Genomic DNA, 17,341 nt, shown 5'->3' on the forward strand with positions numbered 1-17,341 from the left:
ACTATTTGCTAACAAATATTTCAAACAGCTAATTTTGCGTGGTCAAATAAAAAAATATATTTTTCCGTAGGTTAGTGTTAGGCATGTAATACATTATTGTCAGGGTATATTGGAGCTGAATACTACTTCATCATCCTGTTAAAAAGATTGCTGCATGCAGTTCCTCTGGATTATATCTATGTCTAATCCGAGTATACCCTTGGGAATCGTACGAATAGTTACATAAAAAGTTTGTCTATAGAATTAATGAGCTGTTGATGAATACCATTAAATCCTCTATTGCTCATAACCAACACAGCATCACCTTGTTTTACAATATTTACAATTTCATTGACTATCTCTTCATTATTTTTACATATTTTATATGGGCAGGTCCAAGAAGAAACGGAATTCTCCAGGTTAAAATCCTGAGGCTCAAGCACGTACGCACCATCAACAGGTGCAAGAGCATGAGCCATCTCTCCAGCATGTACTCCGGTTCTCATGGTATATGAAGCAAATTCCATCACTACAAAAATACGTTGATGTCTCCTGCTCTTTTTTAAAGCATCGATAGTTTTTGTAATTGCCGTTGGATGGTGAGCAAAATCATCATAAATTGTTACTCCATGTCGATTAGAGCGAACCTCAAGTCGCCGTTTAACAGGGGTAAACCTCTGCAAAGCCTCAGCTGCTACTTTAGGATTGACCCCTGCATTGCAGCTGGCAACTATTGCGGCCAATCCATTTTCCACATTAAATCGACCAATTAAAGGCCAAGACACTTCAGCTACGACTTGTCCATTTTTCAGCACTTGAAATTCTGAGCCACTATCATCAATCAATTCGGCCACCCACTGAGCATCCCCGGACAGTGCAATCTCTTCAATTCGAGAATATTGGCCTCGTGACAGTACCTCATTCAAGGCTTTATCACCACGAGGCTTAATGGCTACACCATTTCCAGGAATAGTTCTTAATAAGTAATGAAATTGTTGTTGGATAGCAGCCAAATCCGGATAAATATCAGCATGATCAAATTCCAAATTATTTAATACGGCAATGTGTGGACGATAATGCATAAATTTAGGACGTTTATCAAAAAAAGCACTATCGTATTCATCTGCCTCTATGACAAACCACTTCCCTTTACCAAGACAAGCACTGGTATTGAAATCACTGGACACACCGCCAATCAGAAATCCGGGATTCATGCCAGCCTGATCCAGAATCCAGGCAATCATTGAAGTTGTTGTCGTTTTACCATGAGTTCCAGCTACAGCAATCACCTGATATTTTGATAAAATATTTTCAGCAAGCCATTGAGGACCTGAGGTATAACGTTTCCCTGACTCCATAACAGCTTCAAGTACTGGCATCCCTCTTTTAATAGCATTACCAACAATAACCAAGTCAGATTGCAGTGCTAACACAGAATCATCATAACCCTCAGTCCAATGTATACCTTTAGCAGCAAGTAAATCACTTACTGGTGGATAACAATTCGCATCACTTCCTGTGACTTTATATCCTGCGTCTCGAGCAAGTAAAGCCAGAGCGCTCATAAAAGTTCCACTTAGTCCCAATATATGCAAATGTGTCATTATGTCATCGCCAAAAAGAAATAGTTAAAATATTAACAGCCATTAAACCAAAAGCAGCTAAAACTGATTTTACTGGTGTAGTACTCAAAGCAAATTTAAAAATATGAGCTGTAATAATAAATTGCCAAATAGAAAGGCCTAAAGTAACGAATAAATATATCATACCTATAAATAAAAAAATGGGGTTTTTAAGATTCGCGTTAGATAAATAAGGGTCTATTAAGAACAAAGGTGTTGCTACGATATGGACAATAATATAAACGCCAAATAAACATGTTGCTGTTTGTACAAACCTGGATCCAAGATTTTGAAATTTTAAAATGGCAAAAGTATATAAAATAAAAGATAAATTCAGGCTCATAGCCATCATGAAACTAACTAACCAATCACGGACAAAATCGAACTCAGTAAAGCTCCATTGAATCATCATGATAAGAGAAAACAGAATTCCAGTTATTACTAACAGGAAAATTGAATAAGGAGAACTTTCTGGGGTTTCCTTTAATATACTTAAACGCCAATAGTAAAAAAATAGTAACTTTAGAGCATCCATAATTATTTTTTTGTTATTTTCTACTTCTAAAAACTCAGTTTCGGCTTCGAGAAACCAAAATATTCTGCAATCCTTCAAAAGCCGTTTACAGTTCCCAGAATGTTTGTCCAATAAACCCGTTCCACATTGCCGTCACAATAATTAGGACGGATTTTTAACTATATTAAGCTGCTGCACAATGGGTTGATTCCAGGGGCCAGAAATCTTATAACTATATCCCGCAATCTTCTGCATGCCTTGATTAATAATTTTGTTTGCAATCCATGCTGCCAAGCCAGCAATTGGTCCACCAGCTATTGTAGCAACAACAGGTAAGCTGGCAGTAATATGAGGTGAAATGCTTAAATTTAAATCATATAATCGCCTCACCAAATCCAAATCCCCTTTCATGCTTGCATAAGCTACAGGACCATCAATATAACTATTATTAGTACTCATAATGCCATTATTGACACTAAAATTCCCTTTAAATACATCAAAACTATAGCCATCGTGGGACAGATCACTAAAATCAAGTGTTAATCGTCTGGGAATAGTTTGTAAACTCAATATACTTAATAATTTACCTAACCCAAGCTTTTCTTCAGTTTCTGGACTCAGATGGGTAATTCGACCATTTTTAAGCTGCAGATACATTGATCCATTCAATTTGGCCAGAGAAAAATCGTATAAAGTACCTTTCCAATTTCCACGAAATTCTATGTAGCCTTTCCCTGCATCTACTGCTGGATTCATTGCCCAACGATCAAGACTTTTAGCCAGATCCTTCAAATACATTTTAGTCTGTATCTTTGTCTGATTAACTTTCCCATTTTGCAGCCATTCTCCTTCAAAGTTTGCTTGATAATATGGAGACTCTACTCTGCAATAGTCAATCTGCCATCGTTCAGGAGTAGAATGACTCTTAAGTGTGATATTACCTACTTGAATTTTCCCGATCGAAAAATTATCAATTCTGAGATTCAAATTAGGGATTTCTGCTGGGTGTGGATGTGAAGGACTATCCTTATCTATTTCTGAGGGATTCATTTCAGATAAATGTAAATATTTGACGAAGCCATTAAGTGAGTTAGTTGCTGAATGATAAGTTAAATCCGCATCAATTTTTTTCTGTTTTAAATTGAAAGACCAGTCATTGTCCGCTTGTTTTTTTGCAGATACTGACATATGGTCAAATTGCTGATTTAGAAAAGTTAGCTTACCCATTTTTACATTAACAGTATTGACTAGTTTCAAGAGAGAGGGGCCGGTGTTCTCTTTGGAAAATCTATTTATTACTTCTTTCCATGCCTGTAAATCAAACCCTTCCGTAGAGCCAACAATACCTAATCCAGGATGGTTTTGACTTACAGCTTGCGCGCTACCTAATCGTATTTGGCCTGATTTAAACTCAAATTCACCTTTCTTTTTTTGAAGCAAAAGATCCGTACTTAATCGTCCATTGTAATTAATTCTTAAACGAAGAGCCTTTTGTGGATTAAAATCCAGATTAACCAGTAAAGGAGCCTTTTCTTTATAAGTTTTCCCTAAAGGAGCAGGCAGATTAACTGCTACTCCTATCAAATCAGAATGTAATTTCATATTATCCAAATCATTTGGATCATCGGTAATTTTTAATAACGCCTTAGCTAAAATATTTCCTTTAAGTACTGAAAAAACAGGTAAATTCCATTTTTTCTTTAAAGATTCTACAGTGCATTCACCTTCGATCAATATTGCAGTCAAAGATTGTGGAGATTTGTCTGATTTAATTTTAATAGTCAGGGGATAACCAAATGCATTAGCATTTAAGGAACTATCCGATATGCTTTTTTCATCGAAAAATAAATTTCCTGTAACATTCTCTACAGCAAGATCACCCATCTGATGCTTTATGTTGATGACATTATTTTTAAAAATCAGTTCACCTCTGGCAAGATTATCATCATTCTCAGGGTAAAGTGGAATTTCCAAGTGCAAATTCAGAGAAAGTAATCCTTTCATCGTTAACATTTTTAAAGCCGATAATTTTTTCTTCAGGGGAGAAGTCATAACAAAATTTAACATTTGTTGCGCTTGTCCATGTATGATGCCATGAATCAACAAGGTTTCTCGATCTTTGCCAATATCATCGATACGCAAATTCATTTGCTTAAGTGGAACACCTTGAATGTCACCGTTGATAATATCAATATCAAGATTTCTATTTTTTAGTTTTATATAGCCTTCCAAGTCTTTAATTAATTGCCATTTTGAAGTAATAAGGATATCCCCGCCAACGACTTGACTTAGAATTGAAAACTCACCATTACCGTTATCAAAAGGAAAATCCTTAGCCAATCCATTAATAGTGATCTTACCTGTTGCTTGCGCTAAACGTTTTACATCATTATTTAACCAGGCAAACAACTTGGGCTTCATATGTTTTGCAGGCAAATATGGCATCCATTTCTGTAAATTCTTTCCAGAAAAATCGGCTACTAAACGAATATTTCCAACAGAGTTTTGTGTAAGCTGGTCAAGAACACCTTCCAGACTGATTGTTAATTCAGGTTGACTTACGACTAAACGTTCTATACTTAACCGCAAATTCTCATTTAGCTCTTTCCAATCGAATGCGCCATTAAAAATCGCCAGATTTTGAGTTGGGTATCCTTTGACAGCTATGGTTGAATTCTCAGAATCCAATTCCAAACGACCTTCCGTGGGTTGCCAATTTAAGACTCCAGATAAGTTTTTCACCCCTGGGATATTGTCTTTTGCACTCCACCCTAATTGATCAAATCGAGTTAAAACATAATTAATTTGATTTTCTTTAATTAATGCCTGAGTATCACTCAATGTCCCATGTGGCTTTAACTGTAGTATATTTTGAATGGCTGGTGGCCAATTAATGGCTTCAGACAATAACGATTCGACAATAAGTGATTTAGTAAAGAGTTGATAAGTGTTCTGTTGTTTATTAAAACGTACTGATAGTTGATTCTCTGGCCAAGTGACGCCTGCCGCTCTTAATTTAATATGATCAGCCTGGAATTGCCAACCAAGCTTATCCAGTTTCCATACCATATTTGCATAAAATGACTGGATCAATTCACTACTTTTTTTATTTAATAATTTCCAAGCTAAACGTTTGAATTTCAACTGTGCCTGAATTGAAGAAACATTCCCTTTATCCAAATCAACCCATAATACAATATCTCCTTTGCCCCCCTCCAATTTCACAGAGGTTTTTGGCATTAAACTCTGCCATTGTGCAGGTAAAACATGAGTCGCTGAAAAGTATAAATGCCCTTTTGTATTGTTTATTCGAGCAGGATCAAATTCAACGTTTCCCAATAATTGAAATAGAGTTGCATTAGTTTGCTCAAGTTTTGCCTCTCCTTTTATCTTATAATTTCCTCCTCTATTAACTATTGATATATTTAACCCACTAACAGGAATTAGTGATCCGTCGCTAAAATGGAAATGAGCTGATACATTCCTTATAATCAACTTTTCCTGCTGAGCTATCCAACCCAATATTTCCTGAGTTTTTTGAAAAGTAATATCCGAGCCTTTCGATGTATTACTTGAAAGTCCATCAATACCCCAATGACCATCTTTTTCACGGAAAACCAAATTGACATCATCAACATAGAGCACACCAGGTTGAATACGCCAATACCAAAGAGATTTAAATAAATTAATTCCAACAATTAGCTTATCTAAATAAATTGATTTATTACGGTTGTCCTTAATCGTGACATGTTTTAATTTGACCACTGGCTCAAACCAATACCACCCGGTTTCCATAGATTGAACTGTAACTGGTTGACCCAACAGTGAAGTTAAATGTTGCTCCACATCTCCTTTATATTGTTTAGCCCATGGAGTAAGAGAGCGGAATATGCTGGAGAAAACGGCCGCTAAAATTATCAGGATTGCTAAAGCCATCCAGATTTTTTTAAAAAATTTGTTTGACAACATGTTATTATCAGTCATATTTTAAATTACTATACCTTTGCTTTTGCGCATATTCATCACTCTCCTTTTGCTCAATACGCTGTATTTTCGTTTGTTCAGCCTTTTTTACTCGCTCAATTAACTTACTTATTCCTTCTTCAGCCATTTTTGCTTGTTTATAATTCAAATCCGCTTTCATCCTGTTTTTTGCGAGTTGACTCAAATGGGAATTTAATTGTACCAGAGCAGTATCCAAATGATTAATAAAATTAATACGATTACGTAATGGCCCTACATAACTTCCTTGTTGCCCCATTACTTCTAACTGCTGTAAATAATCTTGCCTATAACTAACCAACTGTTCATGTCTGGCTTTATTTTGATTAAACTGGTCCTTTGCTTTGAGCAAATCCTTATAAGCCTTGTGCGTGATTTCCTGTTTAATTTGTAATAATTGAATCAAGCGATCTAATCTATCACTCATTGATCATCCCTCACCAGGGTTGAAACTAATTGAGTTAGCAGCATCACACTCTCACTATAACTCACCTGCTCATTTATTCCTTGTACCAGATAATCTTTAATTTTATTTACAGCTAATATAGCCTGATCCAACAAGGGATCACTTCCTTTTGCATAAGCACCCAAAAGGATTAAATCCTTATTTTTTTCATAAATCGATAGATACTTTTTAAACAATAACATGTCTTTCATCTGTTGCTCAGAAACTATACCTTGCATCACTCTACTAATAGAGGCTTCAAGATCTATTGCCGGATATTGCCCTTCTTCAGCAAGCGTTCTGCTTAACACAATGTGACCATCTAATATGGCTCGTGCTGCATCTGCTATCGGATCTTGCAAGTCATCTCCCTCAGTTAATACCGTGTAAAATGCAGTAATTGAACCGCTGCCCGGCCTTCCATTTCCAGCTCTTTCAACTAATTTAGGTAACTTAGCAAATACTGAAGGTGGATACCCCTTTGTGGCTGGAGCTTCCCCAATAGATAAAGCGATTTCTCTCTGTGCTTGTGCAAAACGAGTTAAGGAATCAATTAACAATAGAACATGTTTGCCTTGATCGCGAAAATACTCAGCGATGCTAGTAGCGACCTTCGCGCCATGCAGACGCATTAATGGACTTTCATCTGCTGGGGCAGCAATCACGACTGATCGTTTTAAACCCTCTATACCCAAATTACACTCAATAAATTCTTTTACTTCACGACCACGTTCGCCAATCAATCCAACTACAACAACATCTGCCTCAGTAAAACGAGTCATCATCCCTAACAAAACTGATTTACCTACCCCACTTCCAGCAAACAAACCTATACGTTGGCCGCGACCAACCGTTAGTAATCCATTAATTGCACGAACTCCAACATCCAATGGAGCTTCTATAGGTGCTCTTTTTAAAGGATTAATTACTTGGCCTATCAATGGATAAGTTTGCAACATTTCATTTGCAGATCCGTCATCTATAAAAGCTCCAGAACCATTCAATACTCTACCTAACAACTGGGGACCAACACCCACTTGAGCGATACGTCCAGTAGGGACAATTCTCATCCCGGGCGCTATACCCTGAATATTTCCTATAGACATTAAATAAACACTTTCGTTACTAAATCCAACTACTTCTGCCTGAACTGAGTGTTCTTCATTGATTTTAACGAAGCAACGTGCTCCTACAGGCTGATTAAATCCTTTGGCTTCCAATGTTAAACCGACAGCTCTGCTAATTCTACCACAATGCAATAATCCAGAATGAGGCTTACTCCTTACCTCAGATAAGATTTTATGAAGTTGTGCTCGGTAAAGAGTCATCACAATTCCCGAGAGGTATTGATTTGGATCAAATTGTCTTTATTAATATATTCGTCAAATAAAGTTACAAAACGAGTTTGAATTCGACCATCCAGCTCAGTATGCTCACCTTCCAAATAAAAATCACCTCGATTTAATGAAGGATCGGCTACCAATATTTCTTGTAGACCTGAGATTGTTTTTTCAGGAAATTCACTTTTAATCCACTCAATATCAGCAGGATGCATGCTTATTGACTTTCTTGAACTTAAAGAGGGCAATTCATCTTTTATTTTATTCAATAAATCATGTAACTTATCTGGATTAACAGAAAGCTCAATCCCGATACAATGTTGACTTAACCAGATAATGGTTTGAATAATTTCCTGCGCCAATTGATCGTCCAAAATTTGGGCGGGTTTTTGGATCAAATCTAGCCACCTATACAATTCAGCTTTTATCGTATTAATTTCTCCCTCTGCCTTTTGGATCCCTTCCTTATACCCTTTTTGAAAAGCTTCCTGTCTTATCACTTCTAGTTCATTAATCAATTTTTCTTCATCAGAGTGTATATTCTCAGCTTCCTTGGAGGTCTTGTATTCCCAGGTAGTGAATTCAATTGCTTTAACCTCTTTATTGTATGGTTCAAATTCCTTTGACATAGCTATCTAATCCTATTATGGTGTCAAATTATACCAATAATTACCACTTAGCACAAAGAACCAACATTTTATGTACAAATCCTCATGCATTCGGCCTTGCCCATTTTATAAAACGGGTAAGGCACAACCTGTAAGATTGTACTAAATCAACTCATCCCCTCCCTTTGCACCTAAACTAATCTTGCCATCTTCTGCCAGATTTCTCGCGATGGCTAAAATATCTCGCTGAGACCTCTCTACATCACTAACCTTAACAGGTCCTTGCACTTCAATATCATCTCTGAGAAGATCTGCTGCACGTTTAGACATATTAGAAAATATTTTTTCCTTAGTCGTTTCTGTAGTTCCTTTTAATGCTAATTTTAATTGCTCTGAAGTCACTTCTCTCAATAATGTTTGTACACTTCTATCATCCATATCCTTGATGTTCTCAAAAACAAACATTTTATCTCTTATCTTTTCGCTCAAGTCCTCATCCCAATCTTTAATTTTATCCAACACCTCTTCTTCCATAGCACCATCAAGGAAATTGATCACATCCGCCACACTTTTAATTCCACCTACAGAAGATGATTTAGCAGTGGTTTGACCACTTAACTGCTTTTCAATGACTTGACCCAGTTCGGAAATTGCTTCTGGTTTTACGGTATCTATATTGCACATTCGTAATAATACTTCGGCTCGTTTTTCTGCACTGAAATAACTAACCACTTCAGCTGCTTGCTCGCTATCCAAATGAATTAATATAGTAGCTATGATTTGAGGATGTTCATTACGAATAACTTCAGCTATTAACCGTCCATCCAACCATTTCAGTTTGTTCAACCCACTATCTTTATTCGATACCAATATTCTATCAATAAATGGATTTGCTTTTTCTTCACCCAACGCTTCTATAAGTACAGTCCGAAGATAATGCTCTGTATCAACTGTTAAACTGGTTTGATCTTCAATCGCGCTAATAAAATCAATTAAAACATTCTGCATTTTGGCCTTACTTACGCTACTCAACGTGGACATAGCCATTCCAACTTTTTGAACTTGCCGAGGTTCCAGATGCTTTAATACTTCCGAGGCGTTCTTTTCACCCATACTCAACAACAAAATGGCTGCTCGCTCTATTCCATCCATAATTATCCCCGATCAACCCATGATTTTACGACTTGTGCAACACGTTTAGGTTCCTTATCAACGACCTGACGTAACAAACTTAGCTGTGTTTCATAATCATGAACATCCTTAAAGGATATTTTTCCATCCAGTGTAAGCTCTCCGGAAATTTGATCATTGGAAACTTGCTCAGCGTCTTTATTATTTGCCAGCGTTTTCAACATTGGTCTTAATACTCCCAAAATTATTACCAGTATAAATAAAGCTCCTCCAGTTTGCTTAATTACAGACCAAAAACTATCTTTTTGCCAAAAGCGATCTTCTGGAATTGCTTCTATAGGATCAGGCTTTACAAAGCCACTATTAATCACATTCAAACTATCTCCCCGCTTAATATTCAATCCTATGGCATCAGAGACCAATAATTTTATTTGCTCGATTTCCTTTTTGCTAAGAGGTTTCTTTTCCAGTTTCTTGGTTTTTCCATTCATGACTGGTCTATTATCTACCAATACAGCAACAGACAAACGTTTTATCGTACCGGGTTGATTTTTAGTATGGCTTATCGTTTTATCCAATTCGAAATTTTTGGTGGTTTGCATGCGAACATCTTTAGCTTGCATTTGATCAGATGACGTTTGTGGTGGTAAATTGTTTGGAGTTGTTTTTGGTTGAGTATTATTTTTTGGTCCAAGCGAACTATTAGGCTGAGGAGTATTTGATAATGAGCCAGGAACTCCACTTGCTTCACTTGATGCATTACGACTCTCCTGCATAGTCTGTTCACTTCTCAAAGCAGATAGTTCTGGATTGAACAATTCCTGAGTTTGCTCATAACTTGTAAAATCAATATCCGCAGATACTTTTGCCCTAACCCGACCATAACCTAATATTGGTGTTAAAATATCCTGAATTTTCTGAGAATATTCGTGCTCTAATGTTTGTTTATAATCAAGGAAGCGCTCGGTATCGGAAAATAAATTATATCCACTGCCTTCGTTTAACAACTGCCCGTCTTGATCAACTACCGTAACTCTCCCGGCACTTAAATTCGGAATGCTGGAAGCCACTAAATTAATAATGGCTGCAATGGTATGTTTTTTTATTTCAAACCCTGAATACACATCAATAAATACTGATGCGCTAGGTTCTTGCGAATCTCTAACAAATGCTGATTCTCTAGGTATAGCTAAATGAACTCTGGCGGATTTGATATTGTTAAATTTACTAATCGTACGAGCCAACTCGGCTTCAAGTGCCTGTTTATAGCGAGCGTTTTCCATAAATTGACTGGTATTAAAAACACCTCCACTACTTAAAAGGTCATGACCTGTATCAGCATCCCGAGGGAGTCCTTGAGCGGCTAATTTCAAACGAGCACTGTGCAACTCGTCTGCTGGTACCATCAGTGTGCCATTATTTTTATCAATTTTGAATTCAATTCCACTACGCTCCAGAACAGCTAAAACATCCGACGAGTCCCGTATATTTAATTGGCTATATAATGGTACATAACTTGGATCACGAGACCATAGAACCACTGCCACACCTATTGCTATACTTGCTGCCAATCCAAACAACACCCCGATTTGGCGTGGTATAGATAAGCTTGCAAATTTTGTAGCAGCTATTGAAGCATTATCGGCCAATGCCATAATTTACTCCTGTAATTTTATCCTTTATCGTAGAACGCACCACGCTGCACTTTAGAATTTTTATGGTGAGTATTTTATAACAAATACTCGAAAGCGGATTATAGCTTTCAAGATCCCCGTAAATGTATGTAGATGATTATAAAAATACCCATACACAAAAATTCATTGCGCAAAAAACATCCTGCTATACTGGCATGTTCATAATATCTTGGTATGCTTGAACCAATTTGTTTCTAACCCTTAAACTTGCTTCAAATCCTAAGTTGGATTTTTGACTTGCTATCATCACCTCTCCCAAAGAAACATTAGGATCACCCATCTCAAAACGGGTCTTTAAACCATCTGCTGTTTGTGATAATTCATTGACTTGATTTAATGCCTGCTGCAAAACCGAGCTGAAAGATATGTGACTGGAACCTGAATCTACCCTTGTACACTCGGCCTGAGCAGCTAATGACCTCATTTGATTGATTAAATTCACTGTATTAATATCGCTCATTTTTTTAGCCTCTCTTAAACAACGTATCCCTCTTCACGCATTTTCGCGAGTTTGTAGCGTAAAGTTCTTTCACTTACTCCTAATAATGCAGCAACTTTTTGCCTGTTTCCCTCATTTTCCAACAACGTTTTCTCTATTAATTCGTATTCATGCATCTGTAAATTTTTACTACCAGCAGGTGTCAGCATGTCTGAAGTCGTAGTTGATGAGGCAGCTATCTGTAAATGTTCTTCTTCAATGATACCTTGGGTTTGTAACACCAATGCCCTTTGGATAACGTTATCAAGCTCTCGGGCATTACCTGGCCAAGAGTAAGATAACATTAGCTTTTGAGCAGTGGGGCCAATTACTGGAACTACTGGTTGTTTATGTTGACAATGCTTACGAATTAAGTAATTCGCCAATGGAATAATATCACTTGTCCTTTCTCTTAATGGATGCCACTGCAAAGGAAAAACATTCAATCGATAATAGAGATCTTCTCTAAATCGTCCAGCTTGAACTTCTTCTTTTAACTGTCTGTTTGTTGTAGCAATAATTCGCACATCAAGGCTTATCATTTTGTTCGAACCAATCCGCTCTACTTCCTTTTCTTGTAAGACTCTAAGTAATTTTGCCTGCAAACTTAAAGACATTTCACTGACTTCATCCAAAAGTAAGGTACCGCCTTGTGCTTGCTCGAATTTACCAGGGGTAGATTTATATGCCCCGGTAAAAGAACCCTTTTCATAACCAAAAAGTGTGGCCTCCAACATTTGCTCAGGAATTGCTGCACAATTGATTGCAATAAAAGGCTGCTTACTTCGATAAGAATGGTCATGGATGAAATGAGCTAACACCTCCTTTCCTGTCCCACTTTCTCCACTAATCATAACCCCAACGTCAGATTGAGCTACTTTTAATGCCATTGTAAGTAAAGCCTGGCTTTTTGGATCCTGTGCAATTGGATCATTAGCATCATCACCGAGATCATTCTTTATGTATTGGTTTACCTTTTCAATTAAAACCTGGGCACTAAATGGTTTTTGTAAATAATCTACAGCACCATGTCGCATTGCGATAACCGCATCTTCCACAGAACCATAAGCAGTCATTAAAATAACCGGTAAACCAGGCCTCTTTTTTTGTATTTCATTTAATAACTGATTTCCATCTAGTTTGTCCATTCGAATATCAGTGAGAACAACACTTGGGTTATGTAATTCAAGAAGCACTAAAGCCTCTTTACCATCTTTAGCGGTAATATAAGTATGGCCTGAAATAGTCATTGTCTCGGCTAGCGCTTCTCTTAATACTGAATCATCTTCAACAATTAAAACATGGCTCATAGAAAATCCTTTGCTTTATAAAGTTATCCTACGTTTCTGTTTAGGCAAGGTAAATAAATAGTTACCTGTGTACCTATCCCTTCAGTCGATTCAAGAGTCACTCGACCACCATGTGCTTTTACTACAGCAAAAACTACTGCTAATCCTAGACCTGTACCTTGTGCTTTAGTTGTATAGAATGGCGAAAATGCTTGTGCCCTTATTTCCTCGGACATTCCCTTTCCATTATCCTCTACTGATATTTGTATACCTGAATCATCCATAGATGCAAGAGTTAAATCAATTTTGGTTGCTTCAGACTGCAGTGCATTAATTACCAGGTTTAATATTGCTCCAATTAAAGACTCTCCGTGTATTGATGATTCACGGGTTATGAGATGATTATTTACATTTAATACTGCGGTATAAGACTCGATGTAAGGTTGGGCTCTTTGTGTTAATTGAGAACACCAAAACTCCATATCCACGTATTTGGGTTCTATTGATGTCCCTCTTGCAAACAATAATAAATCCTGAATTTGCTGTTCTATACTAGCGTGACATTCCTGTAATCTGCGAATCCAGTTTTTAATGCGATAATCTAAATCTGGCAAGTTATTTAGATGTTCTGTATACAAAATTGCAGAAGACAAAGGTGTTCTAATCTGATGAGCTAATTGAGCAGTCATAGTTCCAATAGAAACTAATCGTCTTTCATTCTCTTTCGCTTCTTCATAGTCTCTGCTTGCAGTAATATCGGATAGAGTAATTAATATTCCAGGAAGACTCTCTAAAGAAGAAATTGCGACGTGAACACGTCTACCATCAGCTAAAGAAACCTCATGCCCATCATCTGCTCGAGGAACAAACGCTCTTTGAATCACATCTAACCATAATGAACCAATCAATCCATAACCAAGCATTGCTTCCGCTAAAGGGTTCAGCCAAACGACTTTTCCTTGAGCATTTAAGATTACTAAAGCCGTTGGTAAGCTGGATAAAATATCCCATTCAGACAATTCAATTTGAGGTTTTATTGCACAGGTTTGATAATTTGAATAATGCATTTTGTATTTTATTTTAATTATAATAATAAGTCATTAGCAAAGATTGAGCCAAAATTAAAAAATGTTTAAAATCAAATAATTGATTGATAAAGTTCTGTGTGATTAGTAACAACGTACGATACCAGATTAAAATCTCATAAAATCATATTTGTACACAAGATATTATTTACTTCAAATGTCAATTTGAATATTAAAACAAACTTATAAAGTCATAATTCTGACACTTAATAAGAACCTTGCAATCGCCCGGGTACGACGAACGCGAAACCCGGGATCTGACCAAAATAGTATGTCCAGTTATAACCTTATTATTTGATGTTATTCGATTACACCAGTATTTACACTAAGACACGTAATTCAGCATACACCTCATTGGCCTGAAAGGAGCCATTCCATGGAGTGGCAGTAACACCAATTCGTCCGCCCACTGGATTAGTGAAGATATAATTCGGGAAGGGAATCTTACCTCCATCAAAATAATCATAACCAATTGCAAGTGTGGTCCTTGGTGTTAATTGAGCTGATAGACCTGCACCCACTTGCCAGGCAAACTCATTATCAGTAGTAAGTTGATTTGCTGAGAACACTTCGTTTAGAGCATTTGCAGGAACATTGGCAGAACGTGCTAATGTTCTGAAATTTTTAACATTTAAATAATTAACACCGGCACCACCACTAATAAATGGTTGAATTACAGTGCCACCAGCTTGCCATAATAACTTGGAAGATAAATTCCCCAAATCAAGCCAACCATTAATCATCACACTGTTACTGTCCAAGTCAAAAAGTCGAGTACGATTCAAATCTCCGACTCCCCCTACTCCAGGAGTAGTGGATACTTGAAATTTGGAATAATGATATTCACCCCTATGTTCTATACGGGCATCAATACGAAATGCATCCGTAATATAGCGACCCACTCCAAAAAATAAAACAGCTGATGAGTCCATGTCACTGTTATACCCTGAGATTGAAAAAGCCCAAACTCCAGGATCAGTAGTAATATTCACTTCTCTGGGATCAGAATATCCTGCCCCACCTACCAAATACCAATTTTCAGTTTTTTCAACTGGCCCCATTCCCCCAGCAAACCCCACTGACGACAAACCAAAATACAAACAAAGAGTGTTTATTAATACTAAATATTTCATGTTAAGAAAAATCCCTTTAAAAATTAGCGGATTACATTTATATCACACGTGTAAAATTTTACAATTATTACGTTTCTTGATTTTTTGTTTTTAACTCTTAGCCTTTTCATCTAATTGCCTAAGAAAAGCAAGTTTTTCAGCGATTTTAGTCTCTAAACCCCTTTGTACTGGAATATACCAATTCACCTCTGGTACTCCTTCAGGTAAATAGTGCTCACCAGCAGCATAACCATTGGGTTCATCATGTGCATAACGATATTCATGTCCATATCCCAGTTTTTTCATTAACTGAGTAGGAGCATTCCGTAAGTGAATTGGTACCTCTCGGGACTTATCCTTTTTTACAAACTCCATAGCTTGATTGAAGGCTAGGTAACCAGCATTGCTCTTAGCAGCAACGGCTAGATAAATGACAGCCTGTGCCAAAGCGAGTTCACCCTCTGGTGAACCAAGTCTCTCATAAGTTGCAGCTGCCTCATTAGCAATTTGCATTGCTTTTGGATCAGCCAAACCAATATCTTCCCATGACATTCGAATAATACGCCTGGCTAAATAATGTGGATCCACACCTCCATCTAACATTCGACATAGCCAATAAAGTGCAGCATCTGGGTTCGAACCACGCACTGATTTATGCAAGGCAGAAATCTGATCGTAGAAAGCTTCCCCACTCTTATCAAAACGTCTACCGTTCTGTACTACCGCATTATGTATAAGTTCTTTGTTAGCACAGGTCGTTTTAAGAGTTAGGCAGGCGGCTCCAATTTGCTCAAGCAAATTGAGCAATCTTCTGGCATCTCCATCCGCGCAAGAAATTAAATAATCAGTAGCATCAGTTGTAAACTCTAGATCAGATAACGCCTTTTGATGGGCTCTTAAAAATAACAATTTTAACTCTTGTTCTGATAAGGGCGTTAAAACATAGACTTGAGCACGCGATAATAATGCAGAATTCACTTCAAAAGATGGATTTTCAGTAGTTGCTCCAATAAAGGTGACCAATCCTGATTCAGTATATGGTAATAAAGCATCTTGCTGTGCTTTATTAAACCTGTGAATTTCATCTATGAACAAAATTGTCTGTTTATCATGAATCAAATGCTCCTGTGCCTTCTCGATAGCAGCACGTATATCTTTAACTCCCGAGAATACCGCTGACAGAGCTATCCATTCACAATCAAAAGCCTTCGCAGTCAATTTTGCTATGGTCGTTTTACCAACCCCTGGAGGCCCCCAGAGGATCATAGAATGCAATTTAGAGCCCATAAAACAAAGTCTTAGAGGTTTACCCTCTCCCAGCAAATGACTTTGGCCTATTACTTCATCAATATGCTGAGGTCTTAACAATTCTGCCAAAGGAGCTTGTGGATCTTTATTAAATAAACTCATAATATAGATACTATAATAAAATCATTGCCTTACTACATCCACCCCTTTAGGAGGTTTAAACTGGAACAATTTGGTAGGCAACTTGGGATTTGACTTAATCTGCACTAACTTAACTGTAGTAATTTGACCTAACTGATCAAATAACTCTATGCCGATCAAAATATTCTGAGTAAATATTAGTTTAATTCTTTGAAAATTTTCTTTTGCCGATTTGGATCTTAAATCAAAAGTAGTTAATTTCCCTTTTTGTTTTTCACTCACATCAAAATCATGGGTGAGTGTTTCATCATAACCACTCAAAAATAAGGCGGCTGTACCACCTAATCCTTTTTCCTGATTTTTGACGGTAACTTGCTCAAGATCTACATCATAAATCCACATCTTTTTACCATCGGCTACAATTAATTGCTCCATTGGATCTTTTGTCTGCCAACGAAATCGTCCTGGGCGTTGTAATGCCATGGATCCTGAAGAACGTGATACCTCACGATTCTTAGCTTTTACAATTTGATTGAAATTTGCAGTCATAGTTTGTATGGCATTTAATTTACTTTGCAAGACTTCAGCAGAAGTTTGACTAAATACTACACTTGAAAAAATGAGCAATACAAAGAAAAAAAATTTATTCATAT

General features: G+C 37.0%; 14 protein-coding genes. All 14 read right to left on the reverse strand.

The genetic code is table 11. The features are described 5' to 3' along the window. Positions 1-218: 218 nt before the first annotated feature. The 14 genes from mpl to lolA all read right to left on the reverse strand — a co-directional run bounded on the left by mpl (position 219) and on the right by lolA (position 17,339). The gene (gene mpl / locus ACZ5EK_RS09170; RefSeq protein ID WP_464432478.1) at positions 219-1,586 is read right to left on the reverse strand and encodes a UDP-N-acetylmuramate:L-alanyl-gamma-D-glutamyl-meso-diaminopimelate ligase; all 1,368 of its coding nucleotides are present in this window, start codon (positions 1,584-1,586) and stop codon (positions 219-221) included. A 1-nt stretch (position 1,587) separates the two neighbouring features. After that, entirely contained in the window at positions 1,588-2,136 is a 549-nt protein-coding gene (locus ACZ5EK_RS09175; RefSeq protein ID WP_464432479.1) for a hypothetical protein, read from the reverse strand. 141 nt (positions 2,137-2,277) lie between these two features. Further along, a complete protein-coding gene (locus ACZ5EK_RS09180) occupies positions 2,278-6,099 on the reverse strand; it encodes a YhdP family protein (protein WP_464429216.1) in 3,822 nt (1,273 codons plus the stop codon). Continuing rightward, the gene (fliJ, locus tag ACZ5EK_RS09185) at positions 6,092-6,544 is read right to left on the reverse strand and encodes a flagellar export protein FliJ (RefSeq protein WP_464429217.1); all 453 of its coding nucleotides are present in this window, start codon (positions 6,542-6,544) and stop codon (positions 6,092-6,094) included. The genes ACZ5EK_RS09180 and fliJ overlap by 8 nt, the downstream gene beginning before the upstream one ends. Then, positions 6,541-7,890: a flagellar protein export ATPase FliI gene (fliI, locus tag ACZ5EK_RS09190; RefSeq protein WP_464429218.1), complete on the reverse strand. Its 1,350-nt coding sequence runs from the start codon at positions 7,888-7,890 to the stop codon at positions 6,541-6,543. The genes fliJ and fliI overlap by 4 nt, the downstream gene beginning before the upstream one ends. Beyond that, positions 7,890-8,531: a flagellar assembly protein FliH gene (locus tag ACZ5EK_RS09195; RefSeq protein WP_464429219.1), complete on the reverse strand. Its 642-nt coding sequence runs from the start codon at positions 8,529-8,531 to the stop codon at positions 7,890-7,892. Before ACZ5EK_RS09195 ends, fliI begins: the two co-directional genes overlap by 1 nt. A 141-nt stretch (positions 8,532-8,672) precedes the next feature. Beyond that, a complete protein-coding gene (gene fliG, locus ACZ5EK_RS09200; RefSeq protein ID WP_464429220.1) occupies positions 8,673-9,662 on the reverse strand; it encodes a flagellar motor switch protein FliG in 990 nt (329 codons plus the stop codon). Between the two features lie 2 nt (positions 9,663-9,664). Next, positions 9,665-11,296 (reverse strand): flagellar basal-body MS-ring/collar protein FliF, encoded by a 1,632-nt coding sequence (gene fliF / locus ACZ5EK_RS09205; protein ID WP_464429221.1) that lies wholly within the window; start codon positions 11,294-11,296, stop codon positions 9,665-9,667. Between the two features lie 184 nt (positions 11,297-11,480). After that, positions 11,481-11,795, reverse strand: coding sequence for a flagellar hook-basal body complex protein FliE (gene fliE, locus ACZ5EK_RS09210; RefSeq protein ID WP_464429222.1), 315 nt, complete (start codon positions 11,793-11,795; stop codon positions 11,481-11,483). Positions 11,796-11,809: 14 nt separating this feature from the next. Then, positions 11,810-13,123 carry a sigma-54-dependent transcriptional regulator gene (locus ACZ5EK_RS09215; protein WP_464429223.1) on the reverse strand — a complete coding sequence of 438 codons (1,314 nt, stop codon included), beginning with the start codon at positions 13,121-13,123 and terminating at the stop codon, positions 11,810-11,812. 23 nt (positions 13,124-13,146) lie between these two features. Continuing rightward, positions 13,147-14,169 (reverse strand): sensor histidine kinase, encoded by a 1,023-nt coding sequence (locus ACZ5EK_RS09220; protein ID WP_464429224.1) that lies wholly within the window; start codon positions 14,167-14,169, stop codon positions 13,147-13,149. Positions 14,170-14,507: 338 nt separating this feature from the next. After that, on the reverse strand, positions 14,508-15,320 hold the full coding sequence (locus ACZ5EK_RS09225; RefSeq protein WP_464429225.1) for an outer membrane protein: 813 nt from the start codon (positions 15,318-15,320) through the stop codon (positions 14,508-14,510). Between the two features lie 90 nt (positions 15,321-15,410). Beyond that, complete coding sequence (locus ACZ5EK_RS09230) at positions 15,411-16,709, reverse strand: replication-associated recombination protein A (RefSeq protein WP_464429226.1); 1,299 nt, start codon at positions 16,707-16,709, stop codon at positions 15,411-15,413. A 21-nt stretch (positions 16,710-16,730) separates the two neighbouring features. Beyond that, complete coding sequence (gene lolA, locus ACZ5EK_RS09235) at positions 16,731-17,339, reverse strand: outer membrane lipoprotein periplasmic chaperone LolA (protein WP_464429227.1); 609 nt, start codon at positions 17,337-17,339, stop codon at positions 16,731-16,733. Positions 17,340-17,341 lie beyond the last annotated feature (2 nt).

The organism is Legionella sp. JM-2024, from assembly GCF_055389095.1.